The sequence below is a fragment of the Pseudomonas sp. GW822-FHT07A10 genome, from assembly GCF_058798795.1.
This window is the reverse complement of record NZ_JBXAKV010000005.1, coordinates 375,370-392,402: the sequence shown is the minus strand read 5'-3', so window position 1 is coordinate 392,402 and position 17,033 is coordinate 375,370. Positions and strand designations below refer to the sequence as shown.

Annotated in this window: 13 protein-coding genes; 1 reads left to right on the top strand and 12 read right to left on the bottom strand. The window is 59.3% G+C overall.

Annotation, left to right across the window (positions count from 1 at the left end; all coding sequences use genetic code 11):
• Nucleotides 1-30: 30 nt before the first annotated feature.
• Nucleotides 31-1,446, bottom strand: a complete 1,416-nt coding sequence (locus AC1RL4_RS11905; protein WP_230173659.1) for a sensor histidine kinase — start codon at nucleotides 1,444-1,446, stop codon at nucleotides 31-33.
• Nucleotides 1,436-2,101, bottom strand: coding sequence for a response regulator transcription factor (locus tag AC1RL4_RS11900; RefSeq protein ID WP_064617807.1), 666 nt, complete (start codon nucleotides 2,099-2,101; stop codon nucleotides 1,436-1,438). The genes AC1RL4_RS11905 and AC1RL4_RS11900 overlap by 11 nt, the downstream gene beginning before the upstream one ends.
• Before the next feature lie 188 nt (nucleotides 2,102-2,289).
• On the opposite strand from AC1RL4_RS11900, the gene secF reads away from it, so the two are divergent.
• Nucleotides 2,290-4,863: a protein translocase subunit SecF gene (gene secF / locus AC1RL4_RS11895; RefSeq protein ID WP_230173669.1), complete on the top strand. Its 2,574-nt coding sequence runs from the start codon at nucleotides 2,290-2,292 to the stop codon at nucleotides 4,861-4,863.
• Between the two features lie 3 nt (nucleotides 4,864-4,866).
• Here secF and AC1RL4_RS11890 read toward each other — a convergent pair whose 3' ends face one another.
• The 10 genes from AC1RL4_RS11890 to AC1RL4_RS11845 all read right to left on the bottom strand — a co-directional run bounded on the left by AC1RL4_RS11890 (nucleotide 4,867) and on the right by AC1RL4_RS11845 (nucleotide 16,973).
• Nucleotides 4,867-6,396 (bottom strand): ArnT family glycosyltransferase, encoded by a 1,530-nt coding sequence (locus AC1RL4_RS11890; protein ID WP_230173672.1) that lies wholly within the window; start codon nucleotides 6,394-6,396, stop codon nucleotides 4,867-4,869.
• A gap of 27 nt (nucleotides 6,397-6,423) precedes the next feature.
• Nucleotides 6,424-8,145, bottom strand: a complete 1,722-nt coding sequence (arnT, locus tag AC1RL4_RS11885; protein WP_028940613.1) for a lipid IV(A) 4-amino-4-deoxy-L-arabinosyltransferase — start codon at nucleotides 8,143-8,145, stop codon at nucleotides 6,424-6,426.
• 187 nt (nucleotides 8,146-8,332) lie between these two features.
• The gene (gene pmrG, locus AC1RL4_RS11880) at nucleotides 8,333-9,013 is read right to left on the bottom strand and encodes a lipopolysaccharide core heptose(II)-phosphate phosphatase PmrG (RefSeq protein WP_028940612.1); all 681 of its coding nucleotides are present in this window, start codon (nucleotides 9,011-9,013) and stop codon (nucleotides 8,333-8,335) included.
• A 287-nt stretch (nucleotides 9,014-9,300) separates the two neighbouring features.
• On the bottom strand, nucleotides 9,301-9,855 hold the full coding sequence (locus AC1RL4_RS11875; protein ID WP_019578872.1) for a PqiC family protein: 555 nt from the start codon (nucleotides 9,853-9,855) through the stop codon (nucleotides 9,301-9,303).
• A 16-nt stretch (nucleotides 9,856-9,871) separates the two neighbouring features.
• Complete coding sequence (locus AC1RL4_RS11870; RefSeq protein WP_019578873.1) at nucleotides 9,872-11,527, bottom strand: PqiB family protein; 1,656 nt, start codon at nucleotides 11,525-11,527, stop codon at nucleotides 9,872-9,874.
• Complete coding sequence (locus tag AC1RL4_RS11865; protein WP_026331640.1) at nucleotides 11,508-12,176, bottom strand: paraquat-inducible protein A; 669 nt, start codon at nucleotides 12,174-12,176, stop codon at nucleotides 11,508-11,510. The genes AC1RL4_RS11870 and AC1RL4_RS11865 overlap by 20 nt, the downstream gene beginning before the upstream one ends.
• On the bottom strand, nucleotides 12,173-12,769 hold the full coding sequence (locus tag AC1RL4_RS11860) for a paraquat-inducible protein A (protein WP_019578875.1): 597 nt from the start codon (nucleotides 12,767-12,769) through the stop codon (nucleotides 12,173-12,175). Before AC1RL4_RS11860 ends, AC1RL4_RS11865 begins: the two co-directional genes overlap by 4 nt.
• Before the next feature lie 233 nt (nucleotides 12,770-13,002).
• Nucleotides 13,003-14,304 carry an NAD(P)/FAD-dependent oxidoreductase gene (locus AC1RL4_RS11855; RefSeq protein ID WP_230173674.1) on the bottom strand — a complete coding sequence of 434 codons (1,302 nt, stop codon included), beginning with the start codon at nucleotides 14,302-14,304 and terminating at the stop codon, nucleotides 13,003-13,005.
• The gene (locus AC1RL4_RS11850; protein ID WP_230173676.1) at nucleotides 14,301-15,389 is read right to left on the bottom strand and encodes a polyamine ABC transporter substrate-binding protein; all 1,089 of its coding nucleotides are present in this window, start codon (nucleotides 15,387-15,389) and stop codon (nucleotides 14,301-14,303) included. Before AC1RL4_RS11850 ends, AC1RL4_RS11855 begins: the two co-directional genes overlap by 4 nt.
• 225 nt (nucleotides 15,390-15,614) lie before the next feature.
• Nucleotides 15,615-16,973, bottom strand: a complete 1,359-nt coding sequence (locus AC1RL4_RS11845; protein WP_230173678.1) for a glutamine synthetase family protein — start codon at nucleotides 16,971-16,973, stop codon at nucleotides 15,615-15,617.
• Nucleotides 16,974-17,033: the final 60 nt, after the last annotated feature.

Here is a 17,033-nt window from a genome sequence, read left to right as displayed (position 1 = left end):
ACTTTGGCCAGGTCTGAGGTGACGCCGGGCTCAAGACTTATAACGCATCATGGCAATGGTCACGCGAGTCCCTGTCTGCGGCGTACTTTGAACCGTCAGATGTCCACCCAGCCTTTCGACGATCCGCTTGCAGTGGGCAAACCCAAGCCCGAACGACGACGGTTGCGATCGTGCGGCGTCGGCACGAAAAAACACTTGCCCCAACTGCCGGACTTCTTGCGCGGACATGCCTGCACCGTTATCGGTGATCCGGATGATCAAACCGCTGCCCGGTTGTTCGTCCAGCGTGACGTCGACAGCACCGCCGGCCGGGGTGTACTTGATGGCGTTGTCCAGCAAGTTGCCAAACACCACTTCCCACTGTTCCGGACCTCCGGCGACTTGGGCCTGATAATCCTCCAGCAGATGCAGGGAGAGACTGAGACCTTTGAGTTCGGCGGCCTTGCGCCAACGCTCAACGGCATTGAGCGCATTGTCATTCAACCCGCTTGCCTGCCCGGCAATCTCGGTGGTGCCCTCCAGTTGCGCAAGGTCCAACAGGCCGAGAGACAGGCGCTTGAGTACCTGCATTTCGGCCAGCACATCACGACAGGTCTGGGCGTAATCTTCGGCGTGCCGTGGCCGCGCCAGAATGACCTCCAGCGCAGAGGTCACGGCAGCAATCGGCGTCTTCAGTTCATGGGAGGCGTTGGCGATAAACAGCCGTTGATGTTCCAGCACCTCCTGAACCGCCGCTTCCATTTGCGCGTAGCTGTCGAACAGCAGTTTTTCTTCCGCCGAGTGCGCCTCGAACACCACCCGGCGGGTGAATTCCGGCGGTTTCAATGTGCGCAGTTGTCGAGCGAAATGGCGAAGGTTGCGGGTAGAGAGCGATACCACGATAAAACTGCCAAGCGTCGTCAGCAGCAGTATCCCTATCGCAGCCAGCGCCACCACACGTTTGAAGGCGTCGACGGCATTGAGCACCGGTTGCGCATTGGTGGCCACCAGCAGTCTGGCTTTCAGCGGGCCTTCGGGGCTGGCGCGCTCAAGGTCGCCCATCTGTGCGATCCATTTCTCGTGACCGACATCGAACAGGAACGTCTCTTCGTCGCCCGCGCGAACCTGACTCATGGCCTCGCGAAGAGCATTGCGCATTGACGGCGTTGGCCCCCAGGACTCTTGCAGCATCTCACCCGATATCGATGACAAGTCAAAATACAGGTCGTGATCGTGATCCAGTTCCGAGGCGAATTCACCCTGGCGCTGATAGACCAACTGTGCGTTTTCGACGCTGATCAGCGACTCGATGACGTCCGACTGGGTATCGAGATGGTGCCGCAGTTCATCGAGCCGGGTGGTTTGCACCCAATGACTCAGCCACACATAGCCGACGAGCAACACACACGCCTGAACCACGAACAGCGTGAGCGCGATTTTGATGTTCAGTGCCAGGTTACGCCACACGAAGGATCAACCCTTTGCCGCGAACGGTTTCAATCTCGACGTCGGCCCCAGCCAACTTGCGTCGCAGGCGATTGAGCAGCACGTCCAGGCTGTTGCTGTCCGGCTCGCTGTCGAAAGGGTAGAGCAACCCCAGCAATACCGTGCGTGTCTGCAGCTGATTCGCCTTGCCGGCCAGCGCCACCAGTAGATTGTATTCCATGCCCGTGAGATCCAGCGGACGGTCGCCGATGCTGACCCGCAAGGTGTCGAGTTCGATGTTCAGATTGCCCAGTGTCAGCGATTTCGAGCCACGGGCGATCGAGCGTCGATAGAGGGCATTGAGCCGCGACACCAACTCGATCATTTCGAAAGGTTTGCTCAGATAATCGTCGGCGCCACGATCCAGGCCCTGCACCCGATCCACTACTTCGCTTCTGGCCGTGACCATGATCACCGGCACGTCGTTGCCCTTGCCGCGCACCACGCTGAGTACTTCCAGACCCGATATCTGCGGCAGCATCCAGTCCAGCACCAACACGTCGTATTCACTGGCATCGGCATAGTACAAGGCCTCTTTACCGTCCCTGGCCAGATCCACCACCCAGCCTTCTTCCTCAAGCCCGCGCTTGATGCTGTTACCCAGCAGGGCATTGTCTTCGGCCACCAGAACCTTCATCGCTCGCTTCCTGATCAGGCATCGCAGGCGTGCATTCATTGCATGTCCGGCACGCACTGGCAAGCCGTCGCACAGCCATGTGACTTCGTTAACAAGCGGTTCATTTTCGCTTCTTTAGACTGCCCGCCAGTGGTGAGCGAGCCCTTCGGCTTCGATTCGCTTTTCAGTCCCTTATCTGGATTTCTTCCATGAGCCTTTCCAGCCGACGCCTGTCGTTCATCCTCCTGACGGGGCTTCTCGCCTGTCTGGTGGCTGCGACATTTTCCAGCCTGGCCACTCATGTGCGCTTCGGGCTGGAGTTTCGCGGTGGTTACGAGATTTATTACGTTGTGAACCCGGCACCGGGCAAAACCCTGCTCGCCAAGGATGACCTGTTGCAGACGGTCGCGATCCTGAGTAAACGCGCCGACAGCATCGGTATTACCGAGCCGGACATCCGGGTCGAGGGCGCCAACCATATTCGGGTGAAACTGGCAGGCCTGACGTCCGCCGAAGAATCACGCTCGCTGCTCGGAAGTTCGCAGGGGTTGCCCACGCAGCTGACCGAGAAATACACCCAGACCGTCGGCAGCGTACTCGGCAAAACCGCGCTGGCGGAAACCGTTCAGGCTGGTTTGATCGGCATCGCCTGTATTTTCCTGTTGCTGGTGGGGCTGTACCGCACCGCCGGTTTGATCGCCGCGTTTTGTACGCTGGTCTACCTGTGGCTATTGCTGATTGTGTTCACCGCCTCGGGCGCCACCTTGTCGCTGTCGGCGGTGGTGGCGTTTGTGCTGGGCATTGGCATGGCGGCGGATGCGAGCATCATTTGCCTGGAACGTATTCGCGAGGAAATCGACCTTGGCCGGTCTCTGCGCGAAGCCGTGGATAACGGTTTCAAAGGCTCGCTGCCGACGATACGTGATGCAAACCTGGTGACCGCGCTGGCGATGATTGCCTTGTTCGCGGCCGGCATCGGGCCGATTCAAGGATTTGCGCTGACCATGCTGGTGAGCATCGTGATCAGTGTCGCCACTAACTTCTTGCTGATTCGCCAGCTGATGCTGTGGCTGGTCGATACCCAGTGGGTCAACCAGCGCTGGTTGATTGGCAAGGGCAAGCCGCGCGCCACCAAGGCTCGCCGTTTCAACTTCGTGGGCCTGGGTAAAACGGCGATTGTGGTCTCGTTGCTGACGATCGTTTCCGGCTCGCTGTATTACCGCGCTCACGGCCTGAACCTGGACATCGATTTTACCGCTGGCACTGCGCTGGACATCGACGTCGACCGTGCGATCACCCAGGAAACCGCCACGCAAATCATGACCGGGGCAGGCACCATCCCGGCCACCGTGGCCGTGGGCGGTGCACAGAATCAGCACATCGCCGTACGCTTCGATGAAGTGCTCAAGCCTGCTGATCTGAAGCAGATCATTACTGCGTTCAAGGGTAAGTATCAGACCGTAGAGTACGAGGAAAACACCGCAGACCCGGGCGTTGCACGGGATTTTGCCACTCGGGCCATTTATGCGGTGATTGCGGCATTCGCCAGCATTGCGATCTATATCGGCCTGCGTTTCTCCTGGGCCATCGCCTTGGCAACCTTGCTGCCGATCGTTCAGGACATCCTCATCGTTTCGGCGATCTTCTCGCTGTTCAAGTTCGAGATCGACGTCACTTACATCGCTGCATTGCTGACGATCATCGGCTATTCACTGAACGACAAGATCGTGATCTTCGGACGCATTGTCGAAAACGTGAAAAAGTCCCCGCCGGTGGATGCGTTGGCCTTGTGGAGCCTGATCAACCTGAGCATCAGCCAGACCCTGAGGCGTTCGCTGTATACCGTGCTGACAGTGGTGATGGCGTCGACCTGCCTGTATCTGTTTGCCTGCGAACCGTTGCAGATGTTCTCGCTGGCTCTGGTGCTGGGTCTGATATCCGGCGCGGTGTCGTCGATTTTCATGTCCAGCGCTATCTGGCTGACGCTTTCTCGGCGAACCTTTCGGGTGGCGAAGGTTGGTTCAACATTGAAACTCAGCCCCAAGCGTGTCCCGCATCTGGCGTCCACGCCGTTCCTGGGGGCACTGCTGTTTGTCTGCACGGTCGGCGTCGGTGGGTGGTTCTGGGTGCCGGCTCAGGCAACGGCCGGTAAAACGACGGTGAGCGCCTCGACGGTGACCGGTTCCCTTGGCGATTTGTCGAGTTTCCGGACGATTACCGTAGACACTGCCCGTTTAGTGGACGCCGGCGACCTGAAAGCAGCCAAGGCTCGCATCACCGATCTGGAAACAGCGTGGGATCAGGCCGAAGAAACCTTGCAGCCGAAGTCGCCGGTTGACTGGACTTCGGTCGATAAATCGATTGACCGTGCACTGTCCCAACTGCGCTCCGGCAACCCGGATCCTCAAGCCTGTGCCGAAGCCTTGAAGACCCTGCTGGCCAAGTTTGATAGCAAGCAGATCAGTGTCGCCATCCCCGTAGCAGAAACTCGCGCCGGGTCAATGGGCGATCTGTCCTACCTGATGGCCATCATTACCGACACCGAAAAGCTGCTCGGCAGTGGCGACATGAAAGGCGCAAGGGCCAGGATCACAGACCTGGAAAGCGCCTGGGACCAAAACGAGGAACAACTGCGACCGATTGATCCTGAAGGCTGGACCTCCATCGACAAGTCCCTGGACCGGGCGTTGAAGCAAGTTAGAACCGGGTCGCCGGATCTGGCGGCGTGTTCCGAGGCACTGAGCACCCTGGCGACAAAGATCGACAGCAAAAGCGTGCACTGACATTCATTCGCCCCGGGGTATAAACGCCACGCTCTGGTCTTCACGGCCGTGGAATAGGCGCTCGCCGTTGGTGGGCGCGGTCGTGATGACCTGATGGTCGGCACTCAGGTAGTCCAGCGGTACCGCATCACCGTTGCGGTACTGGGTGATAACGATGGTGCGTTGCGGGTCCCAGTGCTGGCCGCTGGTGTTGTCCAGCCAGGTCATCAGCGCGGCGGTATCGCCGGTGCGAGGAAAGTCCTGGGTTTGCTGCACGTAATAGAAGGGGGCGCCGCCGGTTTGCAGGTACATCGGCACTTTGTTGTCCACCTCGATCATCACCATGCGCCATGTATTGAGCGGTGCGCGTTTGCTGGCCTCAAGCCTGACCGTCTCACCGAACTGAACCACGCCGCCACCGCCGTTGGTCCAGGGATAGAACACACCGAGTATCGCCATCAACAACACAGCGGTCAGGCCGAAACCGATTTTCAATCGGCGACTACCGAACCTGTCTGTGGCGTTGCGTTCGGCCATTCGCCGGGTGATCCACCAGGCGCCCAGCAACTGGGCGAAGGGCACCAGGGGCAACACGTAGTAACTGCGTCGACTGCCGCTAGCCGTAAAAAACAGCATCAACAGACCCAACCCCCAAACCAGCCAGCGCGTATTGGGTTCGACGCTGCGCCAGTGGCGCAGCGCAAACCACAACCCCAGCATCCAGCAAGGCGCCCATGGCAGGGTGTAGACCGGGAGGTAAATCAGATAGGTGTAGATCGGTCCGATGTTGTCGAAGGGCTGGAAAAACCGCACGACGTTTTCCCGCAGCACCAGGCCTAGGCCACTTTCGCCATAAGTCGGCGCGCCGTAGAGATGCGACAATATGAACGGCGTCATGTAAAACGCCCCGGCGATGACCAGGGCCGCGCACAGCCGCAGGTTGAGGTGGCTTTTCCAGCGACCGTCCTGCACCACATGCGGTAACAGCAGCAAGCCCGGTAGAATGAAGCCGATCAAGCCTTTGAACAATGAGGTCAGGGACAACAGCAGGAAGAACACCAGGTAACGGCTGAAGCGTGTGTCTTGCGGCCCGCGCCAATACCACCAGACCGCCGCCAGCACACCGCAGACGGTGAGGATGTCGGCGGTGGCGACCCGTGCCCAGAACGCGAAATAGAAGGTGGTCGCCAGCATCCAGCCGGCAATCAACCCGGTGCCTTTGCGCATCAGCTGCTCGCCGATCAAGTACACCAGCCAGATGCTCAACCAGGCAGCAATCACCGAAGACAAGCGTAATGACCAGTGTCCCAAACCACCGGTCAGCCAGGCCGTGGCTGTGATCAGCCAATAGGAGGGCAGCGGTTTGTCGTAATACGCTTCGCCCTTGAGATAAGGATCGAAATAGTCACCGCTCTGCAGCATTTGCAGCGCGATGTTGGCCCAGCGGGTTTCCGGCCCCCATAACTCCCGCGTGCCCAGACCCAACAACAAAATCAGCGCAGACACACCCAGCAGGAGCGCCAACGCGCCCCTGTCACTTGCCCAAAACTTCATGACGGGTTTCCTGTAGAGCGGACGGCGTCAGGGTTGGCTCTGCGGGAATATCAGAATCTCCAGTTGGCCGCGCTGATAACGCTTGCCATCGATGGGCAACATCTCGACTTCCTGCATTTCCACGACGCTGTTAACCCGCATCACCACACCGACCGCACCTTTTTTGCGGGCCTCGGTCATCCATTGCCCGACGTTGTCCATGGTGACTTTACGTGACGCCATGGCGGGATCATCGAGGCCATATTTCAGCTCGCCGATAGTGTTGTAAAGATCGACCTGTGGCCGCTTCAGTCGCCACGACAAAGCTGACGCCGCACCCAGATCGTTGCTGAGCAACGATGTCGTCTGACTCAAGGCATCCAGATGCTCGGCGATGAACTGGTCAGGCATTTGGCTATTGACGATCTGTGCCGGCATCGCAGCCGGCAACAACGCTACCAGCAGCCAGATGCCGAGTGCCGGCATGGCCCAGAACATCAATGGACGCAACACCTGCAAGGCGTTGGTGATGATCCAGCCGAGCAACACGATGAACGCCAGGGACAGGGTGAACATCTCGGTGTTTTCGTAGACTTCCTTGGTGGCTTGCAGATACAGCAGGGCGATCAGGGCGCTGGTGGCGATGACGACGTTGATCACGCCGTTGATGCGAATGATCCGGCCTCGTCCTTGATTCAACAGCTCCATCACTGCGTGTCCCATCAGCAACGCCAGAGGCAACAGACACGGCATGATGTAGGTCGGCAGTTTGCCGCTACTCGAGCTGAAGAACGCCAGGGGCAACAGCATCCAGAGCAACAGAAAACCGATCACGGGCTGGCGCTTTTGCTGCCAGGCCTGAACCAACGTCGTCGGCAACAAGGCGGCCCACGGCAGGCTCGAAGCGACCAGCAGCGGCAGATAGAACCACCACGGGCGAGCATGTTGCGCGTTATCGGCAGCGAAACGGCGAATGTGTTCGTGCCAGAAGAAGAACCGCCAGAAATCCGGTTCCTGATGGTGAATGGCGAGCACCCACGGCAGGCAGACCACCGCCGCCACGACCACCGCCAGTGGTCCGTAGCGCAACAGCTCGCCCAGGCGTCGCTGCCAAATCATGTAGGGCAGAGCGATCAATACCGGCAACAACCAGGCGAGAAAGCCCTTGGTCATGAAGCCCATGCCACAGGCAAAACCCAACAGCGCCCAAGCGCCGAGTTTGCCGCGGGAGGAATGGCTATCGATGGCAAACCACAACGCGACCAGGCTCAAGTTGACCCAGAGCGTGAATTGCGGATCGAGGTTGGCGTATCCGGCTTGTCCGGCGATCAGACCGAAGCTCATGTAGAGCAAGGCGCAGATAAAACTCTTGCCCGGGTCATTCCAGAATCGGCGAGCAATCAGGTAAGTCAGCCAGACGCTCAGCCCGGTGCTCAGTGCCGAAGCGATACGCACACCAAACAGGTTGTCGCCAAACACCGCTTGACCGATGGCGATCATCCAGTAACCGGCGATGGGTTTCTCGAAGTAGCGGATACCCATGAAGTGCGGGGACACCCAGTTACCGCTCAGCAGCATTTCCTGACTGATCTGGCCATAACGGGTTTCATCGGGAATCCATAGACCATGGGTGACTAGCGGCAGCAGGTAGAAAACCACGTAGGCCAGCAGCAAGCCGGGCACGATCCAGCGTTCGGTGATGGGCAGCGCACGCGCGGTGCCACGCAATAAAGAGCCGTCGGGGTGGGGCAACAAGTTATTGGACGTCATGACTCGACCTTGGCGCAGAAGGATGTTGTTCCGCTAGGTGCACGCGTGCACTAGCGGAACTTCTTACATAAAGCAACACAATAGCGATATGAACTACAGAAGTTGCGTCAGCCATCTAAGGGTTACGGACTAGTTATAGTCTGCCCGAGCAAAAATGCTTTCTCGGCTTCGATTTTTTTTGCCGCGATTATTGTTTCAAGGCTTTGCCGTGCAACAGCGTCTGCCAGTCAGTGGCATTCACAATGCCGAGTACCTGAGGTTGCCCGTCGGCGGCAATTTGCACGAACAAGGCACTGCCATACTTACTGGTCGTCGCGCGCTCGAAGCCGGTCTGGGCTTCGAAGTCGCTGATGCAACCGCTGTGCGTGACCAGCACCAGATTTCGATGGGCTTGCTTGTGCGCCACCACATCGTTACGCAGGGTTTTACCGCAGCTGACCAGCCATTCCTGGGTCATCGCGTCTTTCCCGAACATGTAACGCGAGGTTTGCGCAGTGCGGGTGGCTGGGCTGCTCAGCACATCGGTCTGGGTCATGCCCAGCTGCATAAAGCCTTGGCCCACGGCTGTGGCGGCTTCGCTGCCGACTCGGGTAATGCCGTCGGCGGGGCCAAGGCACGGATTGCTGGACTGGTCGCAGCGTTCCGCATGGCGAACCAGTACCGCCACTTCACCGGCTTGCCAGCGATCGACCAGGCTGTTGGTCGCTTCGGACCCGGCGGTCGCCAGGTTGATCGGCGATCTGGGCCACCAGACAAACCCCGTGACGAGAGCCGCGATAACCAGAGCGGCCGTTACCGCGGCCAGTTTGCCGAGCCGCGATGTAACGATTCGTGCCGCTGGCTGTTTGCGCGATACATGATCAACCATGTTTTGTTTACCCGTCGGTACGCAATAGAGAACAACTTTCAAATACGACCCTGCGTAACAACGCTTGAAGGGCCATGGAAAGACACTAGTTCAAGGCAGGTGTCGGAGTGGTGAAAGGGATGTGAAAAATTTGCGTATAAAAATTTCAGTATTTTTTTAGTTGGTTGTTGCGACGCTTGTCTTGAACACCACGTACAGTGCCCCATCAGAATTGGTGAGTGGAACTCAGCAGCCTTCAGCCCAACGGCAGTTGTTTTACCATTGAGCTGGAAGGCACCTGACGACTGTTATTTAGTTGCCGGGCAGCTTTTCGATGTGCCGGCGGTAGCCTGGCTGATGGTGGCGGCCAAGCGCTTCACATTGTTCTGATGAGCCACCACCAACTCATCGATACTCGTGCCGGAAGGCGTCTGCAAAGTGCTGCGGCAGGTGACCAATGCAGCATCGCCTTCGCCGAGTTTGCGCAGGCGCCATTTGACGTCGATCAATGCGTACTGGCCGGGTATCGAATCAAAACGCTGAACTTCCAGGCGCAACGATACTTTGCGCTGCGGGTTACTGTTGACCAGTTGATCGACCAGGGCACTGCGCAGTTCTTCCGACAGGCTTGCGCCCCACCATTGTGTTTCGAGGATTGCCAGGCCGGCGTTGCCTTGACGAATGACGATCTGCGGACGGTCGACCTGGGGCGGCACGGTGATGCTTTCGATCTGGATGTCCGCGCCGCCGCTTGCACCGCTCGGTTGAGCCGGGGTCAGGGTGTGGAATTGAATCGGCTCACTGCGGCAAGCGGCGAGTAGTAACAACGCAGTGACCAGCGTGATCTTCAGCGAAAATGCCATGGGGTAGCTCCTGTGGTCAGTTGCGCGGTGGCCCTTGCAGATCCATCGGCGGGGCATTGTCGGGGCGGCCGCGAATCAGCGATTCCGGATGCCGTCCCATGTAGTCCGAAAGCTCACGCAACGAGCGCGACATGCGTCCAAGTTCGTCCAGGGTCTGGCTCAGTTGTTCCCGTTGCGGCGAATCTTCGGCGAGGGTCGAACTGGCTGATTGCAAGGTCTTGCTGACGTCCGACAGGGTGGTTTGCACGCCGGGCAGGGTCTTGGCGTTGAATTGTGCGAGGCCTTTGCGCAGTTCGACGAGGTTGCTGTCGAGGTTGCCGGCTATGCGTTCGATGGGCAGCTGGTTGATCTTGTTGACCATGTTCTCGAGTTTTTCCTGCAACTGCTCAAGGCTCCCGGGAATGGTGGGAATAACGACGGGACGGGCAGTCGGATCGAACGCGACTTTCTCTGCTTTGGGGTAGAAGTCGAGCGCGATGTACAGCTGGCCAGTCAACAGATTGCCGTTACGGGCCTGGGCTCGCAGGCCGTTTTCGATGAAGGAGCCGATCAGGCGCACGCTGGCGGCTTCGTCGTTGGGGTCATGCTTCAAGGCTTCGAGCAATTTGAGATGAGCCTTACCGAGGCGTTGCGGGTAGATCACGATGCCGACATTGACCGGGAAGCTGCGGTTCTTCACGTCGAAATCCAGATTGACCGCCACCACACGGCCGATCTCTATGCCGAGGAACTCTACCGGTGCATCGACCTTGAGCCCGCGCAATGCCTGATCGAATCGCAAGCTCAGGTATTGCGCCTTGCCGTTGGGCGGGGCGAGGGCGGTATGCTCATCCTCGAACAGATCGAAGGCGTTATCCTCGGCTGCCACTTGATCGTTGGGGCTGTATTCCGGCGCGCGAAACGCGATGCCGCCCACCAACAGGGCCGACAGGGACTCGGTCTTCACTGCAAAACCGTTGGCGCCGACATTTACATCAATACCGCTGGCGTTCCAGAACCGCGTATTTTCGGTGACATAGGCATCGTTGGGCGCATGCACGAAGATTTCGATGTTCACCCCTTTGCCGTCGGCATCCAGTGCATACGCCACCACTTGCCCGACGGGGATCTTGCGGTAGTAGACGGGGGAGCCGATGTCCAGCGAGCCGAGGTCCTGAGTGTGCAACATGAAGCGTTTGCCCGGCTCGCCATAGGTAATGGGCGGCGGGTTTTCCAGCCCGGTGAAGTGTTTGGAACGGGCATCGGCCTGGCCGATGTCGGCACCAATGTAGTCGCCTGACAGCAAGGTATCGATGCCCGAAACGCCACCGGCACCGATGCGCGGCCGCACAACCCAGAATTGCGAGTCTGCACGAGTAAAGCTTTCAGCCTGTTTGTCGAGCTGGATCGTGGCGTCGACGCGTTTCTGGTCGCCGCTCAGTTTCACCTCCGAGACGCGGCCGATGACCACATTGCGGTATTTGACCTCGGTCTTGTTGGCCACCAGGCCGCTACCGGTCTTGAACGTGATGGTGATGGTCGGGCCTTCCTGCAGCCAGCTGTGCACCACCAGGGAAATCCCCACCAACACCGCTACGATCGGCACGATCCATACCAGCGAAATGCTGAAGCGACGAGTCTTGATCGCGGCCTGGCCAGGGGCGTGCGGACCGTCAGTGGCTTGGGACTTCATCCATGCGCTCCTCATCTTGTGGGTTTTCCGGCTCTTGATCCCGTTCTTTATCCCAGATCAGCCGCGGGTCGAAACTCATCGCCGACAGCATGGTGAACACCACCACCAGACCAAAGAACAGAATGCCCGGGCGCGGTTCGATATCGCCCAGGGCCTGGAATTTCACCAATGCGGCCACCAGCGCGACGACAATTACATCAAGCATCGACCAGTAGCCGATCAGCTCGACGAAACGGTAAAGCCTCGAACGTTCCTTGCGCGCCCAGAAGCTACCGCGTTGCACCGTGATCAGCAGCAGGGAGAGAGCAACGAACTTGATGCCCGGCACCGCGATGCTGGCAATGAAAATGATCAGCGCAATGTCCCACGCACCGTGTGCCCAGAACTCCAGCACACCGCTCATGATCGTGCTGTCGGAGCCGTTGCCGAACAGGCTGGTGTTCATTACCGGCAGCAAATTGGCCGGGATATAAAACACCAGTGAGGCCAGCAGGTAGGCCCATGTCCGGGTCAGAGAGTCAGGTTTGCGGGCATGCAACGGCGCGCCGCAGCGTTCGCATTCGTGAGGTTGCTCGGTCATGTCGCAGGCCATGCCACAACTGTGGCACAGGCACAGGTTGAGTTCGCTGGCGAGCGGTGGCCTGTTCATAGGGTGTCCCACAGATCACGTACATCGCGCCCGGCGATGCGGATCAGCAACAGGCTGAGGACCGCCAGGGCAAACATGCCGATACCCGGCAGCACATCCAGCAACCCGGCGAGCTTGAACACCGCGACCATGGCCCCCAGCAAGCAGACTTCCAGCATGCTCCAGGGCCTGAGGGTTTCCAGCCAGCGCATGCACAGCTTGAAGCCTGGTGAACGTCGGGAGGTGAGGGCGAAGCTCAATACCCAGATCAACAGGAGCAACTGGAACATCGGCGCGATGATGATGGAAATCGCTGCCACCAGCGCAATGAAAGTGATCGGCCCCTGGCTCAGCGCCACCACCGAATCCCACAGCGTCGCGCTGTTCTTCATGCCCTTGAGGCTGATGGTCATGACCGGATAGAAGTTCGAGAAAGTCCACAGCACGGCCGCTGTGAAGCTCAGCGCCAGACGCTGCTGCACCGACAAGCCGTTGTAACGCGCAAGCACACCACCGCAACGGGTGCACAGGGCCTTTTGATGTTTGGCGAGCGTGACTTTTTCATACACGCAGTCGCAGTGCTCGCAGATGATCAATGGAGCAGTCGTCGCCATGGGCAGCACTCGCCGGGAGGCAGAAAAGTCAGAGCACTCCCTCAATATAGAAGTGACTTGCGATTGAGCAAATCTAAAGGCGATTCCAGGGATGTCCTGGATGCGGCTTGTGGCGAGGGGGCTTGCCCCCGTTCGGCTGCGCAGCAGTCGTCAACCGGTATGCCTGCAAGAATGCGACGGCAGATTTTGGGGTCGCTTCGCGACCCAACGGGGGCAAGCCCCCTCGCCACAGTTCAGCCAAGTAATTCACGCAGGCGATACCAGAACATGCCAAGCGCCAGCAGCGGTGAGCGCAGGGCTCGTCCGCCGGGAAAGGTCATGTGCGGCACCGCGCTGAACACGTCCAGCCCCTGGCTGTGCCCGGCATGAATCGCTTCGGCCAGCAGCCGGGCGCACCAGTGGGTCACGTTCAGGCCATGGCCGGAATAACCCTGGGCGTAGAACACGTTCGGGTACTGGCTCAGGCGGCCGGCCTGGGGGAAACGGTTGGCGGTGATGCCGATCTTGCCGCCCCATTGGTAGTCGATGCGCACATCCGCCAATTGCGGGAAGACCTTGAGCAATTTCGGCCGCATATAGGCGCCGATGTCCACGGGGTCGCGCCCGGAATAATGGCAGGCACCGCCGAATAACAAACGTCGATCCGCCGAGAGCCGGTAGTAATCAAGGCCGACTTTCTGGTCGCACAGCGCCAGGTTCTGCGGGATCAGCTGAGCGGCCACTTCGGGCGCCAATGGTTCGGTGGCGACGATGTAACTGCCCGCCGGCAGTACCTTGCCGCTCAGGCGCGGCTCGATTTCTTCCAGATGCGCGTTACAGGCCAGCACCAGACTGCCGACGCGTACCGTACCGCTGGCGCAGCGCACCTGCACGGTGCTGCCGTGGACCAATTCCAGCACCGGGCTCTGCTCGAAAATCCGTACCCCGAGGGATTGCGCCAGCCGCGCTTCGCCGAGCACCAGATTGAGTGGATGCAGGTGCCCCGAACCCATGTCGATCAGACCGCCGGCATAAACGTCCGAGCCCACCACATCCCGGCGGATATGCTCGGGGCCGACGAGGCGGGTTTCATGGGCGTACCCCAACTCGGCGAGGCTTTGCAGCTCAGCCTTGAACGCAGCGAACTGCGCCGGGGTATTGGCCAGTTCGCAGAAACCCCAGCGCAAGTCGCAATCGATGCCATGTTCACGGATGCGATTGCCCACCAGTTCCACGGACTCGATGCCCGCACGCTCCAGATAACGCACGCCTTCCTCGCCGACATAACGGGCAAAACCGCTGACGTCATGCCCGATGCCACGGATCAACTGGCCGCCGTTACGCCCGCTGGCTCCCCAGCCGATTCGCCGGCCCTCCAGCAGAATCACCGAGAGCCCGCGCTGCGCCAGTTCGATCGCGGTGTTGACCCCGGTGAATCCGCCGCCGATCACACAGACATCGGCCTCAAGATCCGAGTCCAGCGTGGGGTAGGGCGCCATTCCATTGGCCGACGCCGCGTAATAGGAGTGGGTATGTTGGTTGTCGTGCTGATTCATTGGTTGGACTTCACTTTGCTCCAGGAACGGGTCATCAGACGCATGATCGCCTGGGGCGGGGTGGTGGAAATGTAGAGTTTGTCGAGGACGTCCTGGGGTGGGTAGACCTCAGGATTATTGACCAACTCAGCATCCATGTAGGCCTTGGCCGCCGGGTTCGGATTGGCATAACCCACCGAGGCACTGACCTTGGCGATCACTTGCGGGTCCAGCAGGCTATTGATGAAGGCGTGGGCTTCTTTCGGGTTGCTGGCGTCGGCGGGAATTGCCAGAAGGTCGAACCACAGGTTGCTGCCTTCCTTGGGGATCGAGTAGGCGATGTTCACGCCGTTCTTCGCTTCCTTGGCGCGATTGGCCGCCTGGAACACGTCGCCGGAGTAACCGAAGGCCACGCAGATGTCGCCGTTGGCCAGGTCCGAGACGTACTTGGAGGAATGGAAGTAGGTGATGTAAGGCCGGATGCTCAAGAGTTTGGCTTCGGCTTTTTTAAAGTCCTCAGGGTTTTCGCTGCGTGGGTCCATGCCCATGTAGTTGAGGACTGCCGGGAATACTTCATCAGCCGAGTCCATCATCGACACACCACACTGGCTGAGTTTCTTCAGGTTCTCGGGTTCGAAAAACACGGCCCAGGAATCGATGTGATCAATGCCCAGCACTTGCTTGACCTTGTCGACGTTGTAGCCGATGCCGTTGGTGCCCCACAGATACGGTACGGAATGCGCGTTCTGCGGATCGTTTTTCTCCAGCAGCGTCAGCAGTTTCGGGTCGAGGTTTTTGAAGTTGGGCAGCTGCGAGCGATCCAGTTTGAGGAACGCACCGGCCTTCACCTGCCGCGCGAGAAAGTGGTTGGACGGCACCACCACGTCATACCCGGTGCGGCCGGCGAGCAGTTTGCCTTCCAGGGTTTCGTTGGAATCGAATACGTCGTAGATCACCTTGATCCCGGTTTTTGCCTGGAAGTCGGCGAGGGTGGTCTCGCCGATGTAATCGGTCCAGTTGTAGACGCTGACGCTCGGCTGAGCTTGCGCCCCGGCGCTGAACAATACCGCCAGCGCGACCGGAACCACGGATTTCAATAGACGCATATCGACACCTCTTTGAATTATTCGTCTTTGTGGGATCGGGCTTATGTGGCGAGGGGGCTTGCCCCCGTTCGACTGCGAAGCAGTCGTAAAACCAGTCATCACTTTCTAAATTCAAGATCGTGGTGACCGTTGTTAGGGGTGCTTCGCACCCCAACGGGGGCAAGCCCCCTCGCCACACAAGCCCGCTCCCACAGAGGATTGTGATCTCATGTGGGCGTGTGTTTTTTAGACGCTGAGCAGCAGGAACTCGCGCTCCCAGGAGCTGATCACGCGCTTGAAGTTCTCGTGTTCGGCGCGCTTGACCGCGACATACCCCCGGACGAATTTGCTACCCAGGTAGCGCTTGATGGTTTCGCACTCTTCCATGCGCGTGAGTGCGTCCTCGATGGTGATCGGCAGGCGCAGGTTGCGTCGCTCGTAGGCACGACCCTGCACTGCGGCGCTCGGTTCGATCTGTTCGACCATGCCCAGATAGCCGCACAACAGGCTCGCGGCGATCGCCAGGTAAGGGTTGGCGTCGGCACCCGGCAAACGGTTTTCCACACGCATGGCGTCGGGGCTCGAGGTCGGCACGCGCAGGCCGACCGTGCGGTTTTCTTCGCCCCATTCGACGTTGACCGGTGCCGAGGTGTCGGGCAGGAAGCGGCGGAACGAATTGACGTTGGGCGCGAACATCGGCAGCACTTTGGGAATGTACTTTTGCAGGCCGCCGATGTGGTGCCGGAACAGCTCGCTCATCTGCCCGTCGGCATTGGCGAAGATCGGCTGGCCGCTGGCGATGTCGACCACACTTTGATGGATGTGCATGGCGCTGCCAGGTTCGTCACCAATGGGTTTGGCCATGAAAGTCGCAGTCACGTTGTGCTTGAGTGCCGCCTCGCGCAGGGTGCGTTTGAACACGGTGATCTGGTCCGCCAGGTCCAGCGCATCGCCATGACGGAAGTTGATTTCCATCTGTGCCGGGCCGTCTTCGTGGATCAGCGTGTCGAGGTCCAGGCCCTGCAGTTCGCACCAGTCGTAGACGTCTTCAAACAGTGGATCGAACTCGTTGGCGGCGTCGATGGAAAACGACTGTCGACCGCTTTCCGCACGGCCAGAACGCCCCAGCGGCGCCTTGAGTGGCAAGTCCGGGTCTTCGCAGCGCTGGGTCAGGTAGAACTCCATTTCCGGCGCGACAATCGGCTGCCAGCCTTTGTCGGTGTAAAGCTGCAGCACTTTCTTCAGCACGTTGCGCGGCGACAGTTCGATGGGGTTGCCGAACTTGTCGAAGGTGTCGTGGATCACGATGGCGGTGGGTTCGATGGCCCACGGCACCACGTAAACCGCGTCGGCGACAGGTTTGCAGACCATGTCGATGTCGGCCGGGTCGAGCAGGTCGTAGTAGATGTCGTCGTCGACAAAGTCCCCGGTTACCGTTTGCAACAGCACACTTTCCGGCAGGCGCATGCCTCGCTCATGCAGGAACTTGTTGGTGGGTGCAATCTTGCCGCGAGCAATGCCGGTCAAGTCGCTGACCACACACTCGACCTCGGTAATCTTGTGATCTTTCAGCCACGTGAACAGCTGATCGAAAGGGACATTCATAAAGACCTCATTGTTGGTTTGAATTACGCCGGGGAAGGCGCCTTCATCCACCGGACACTT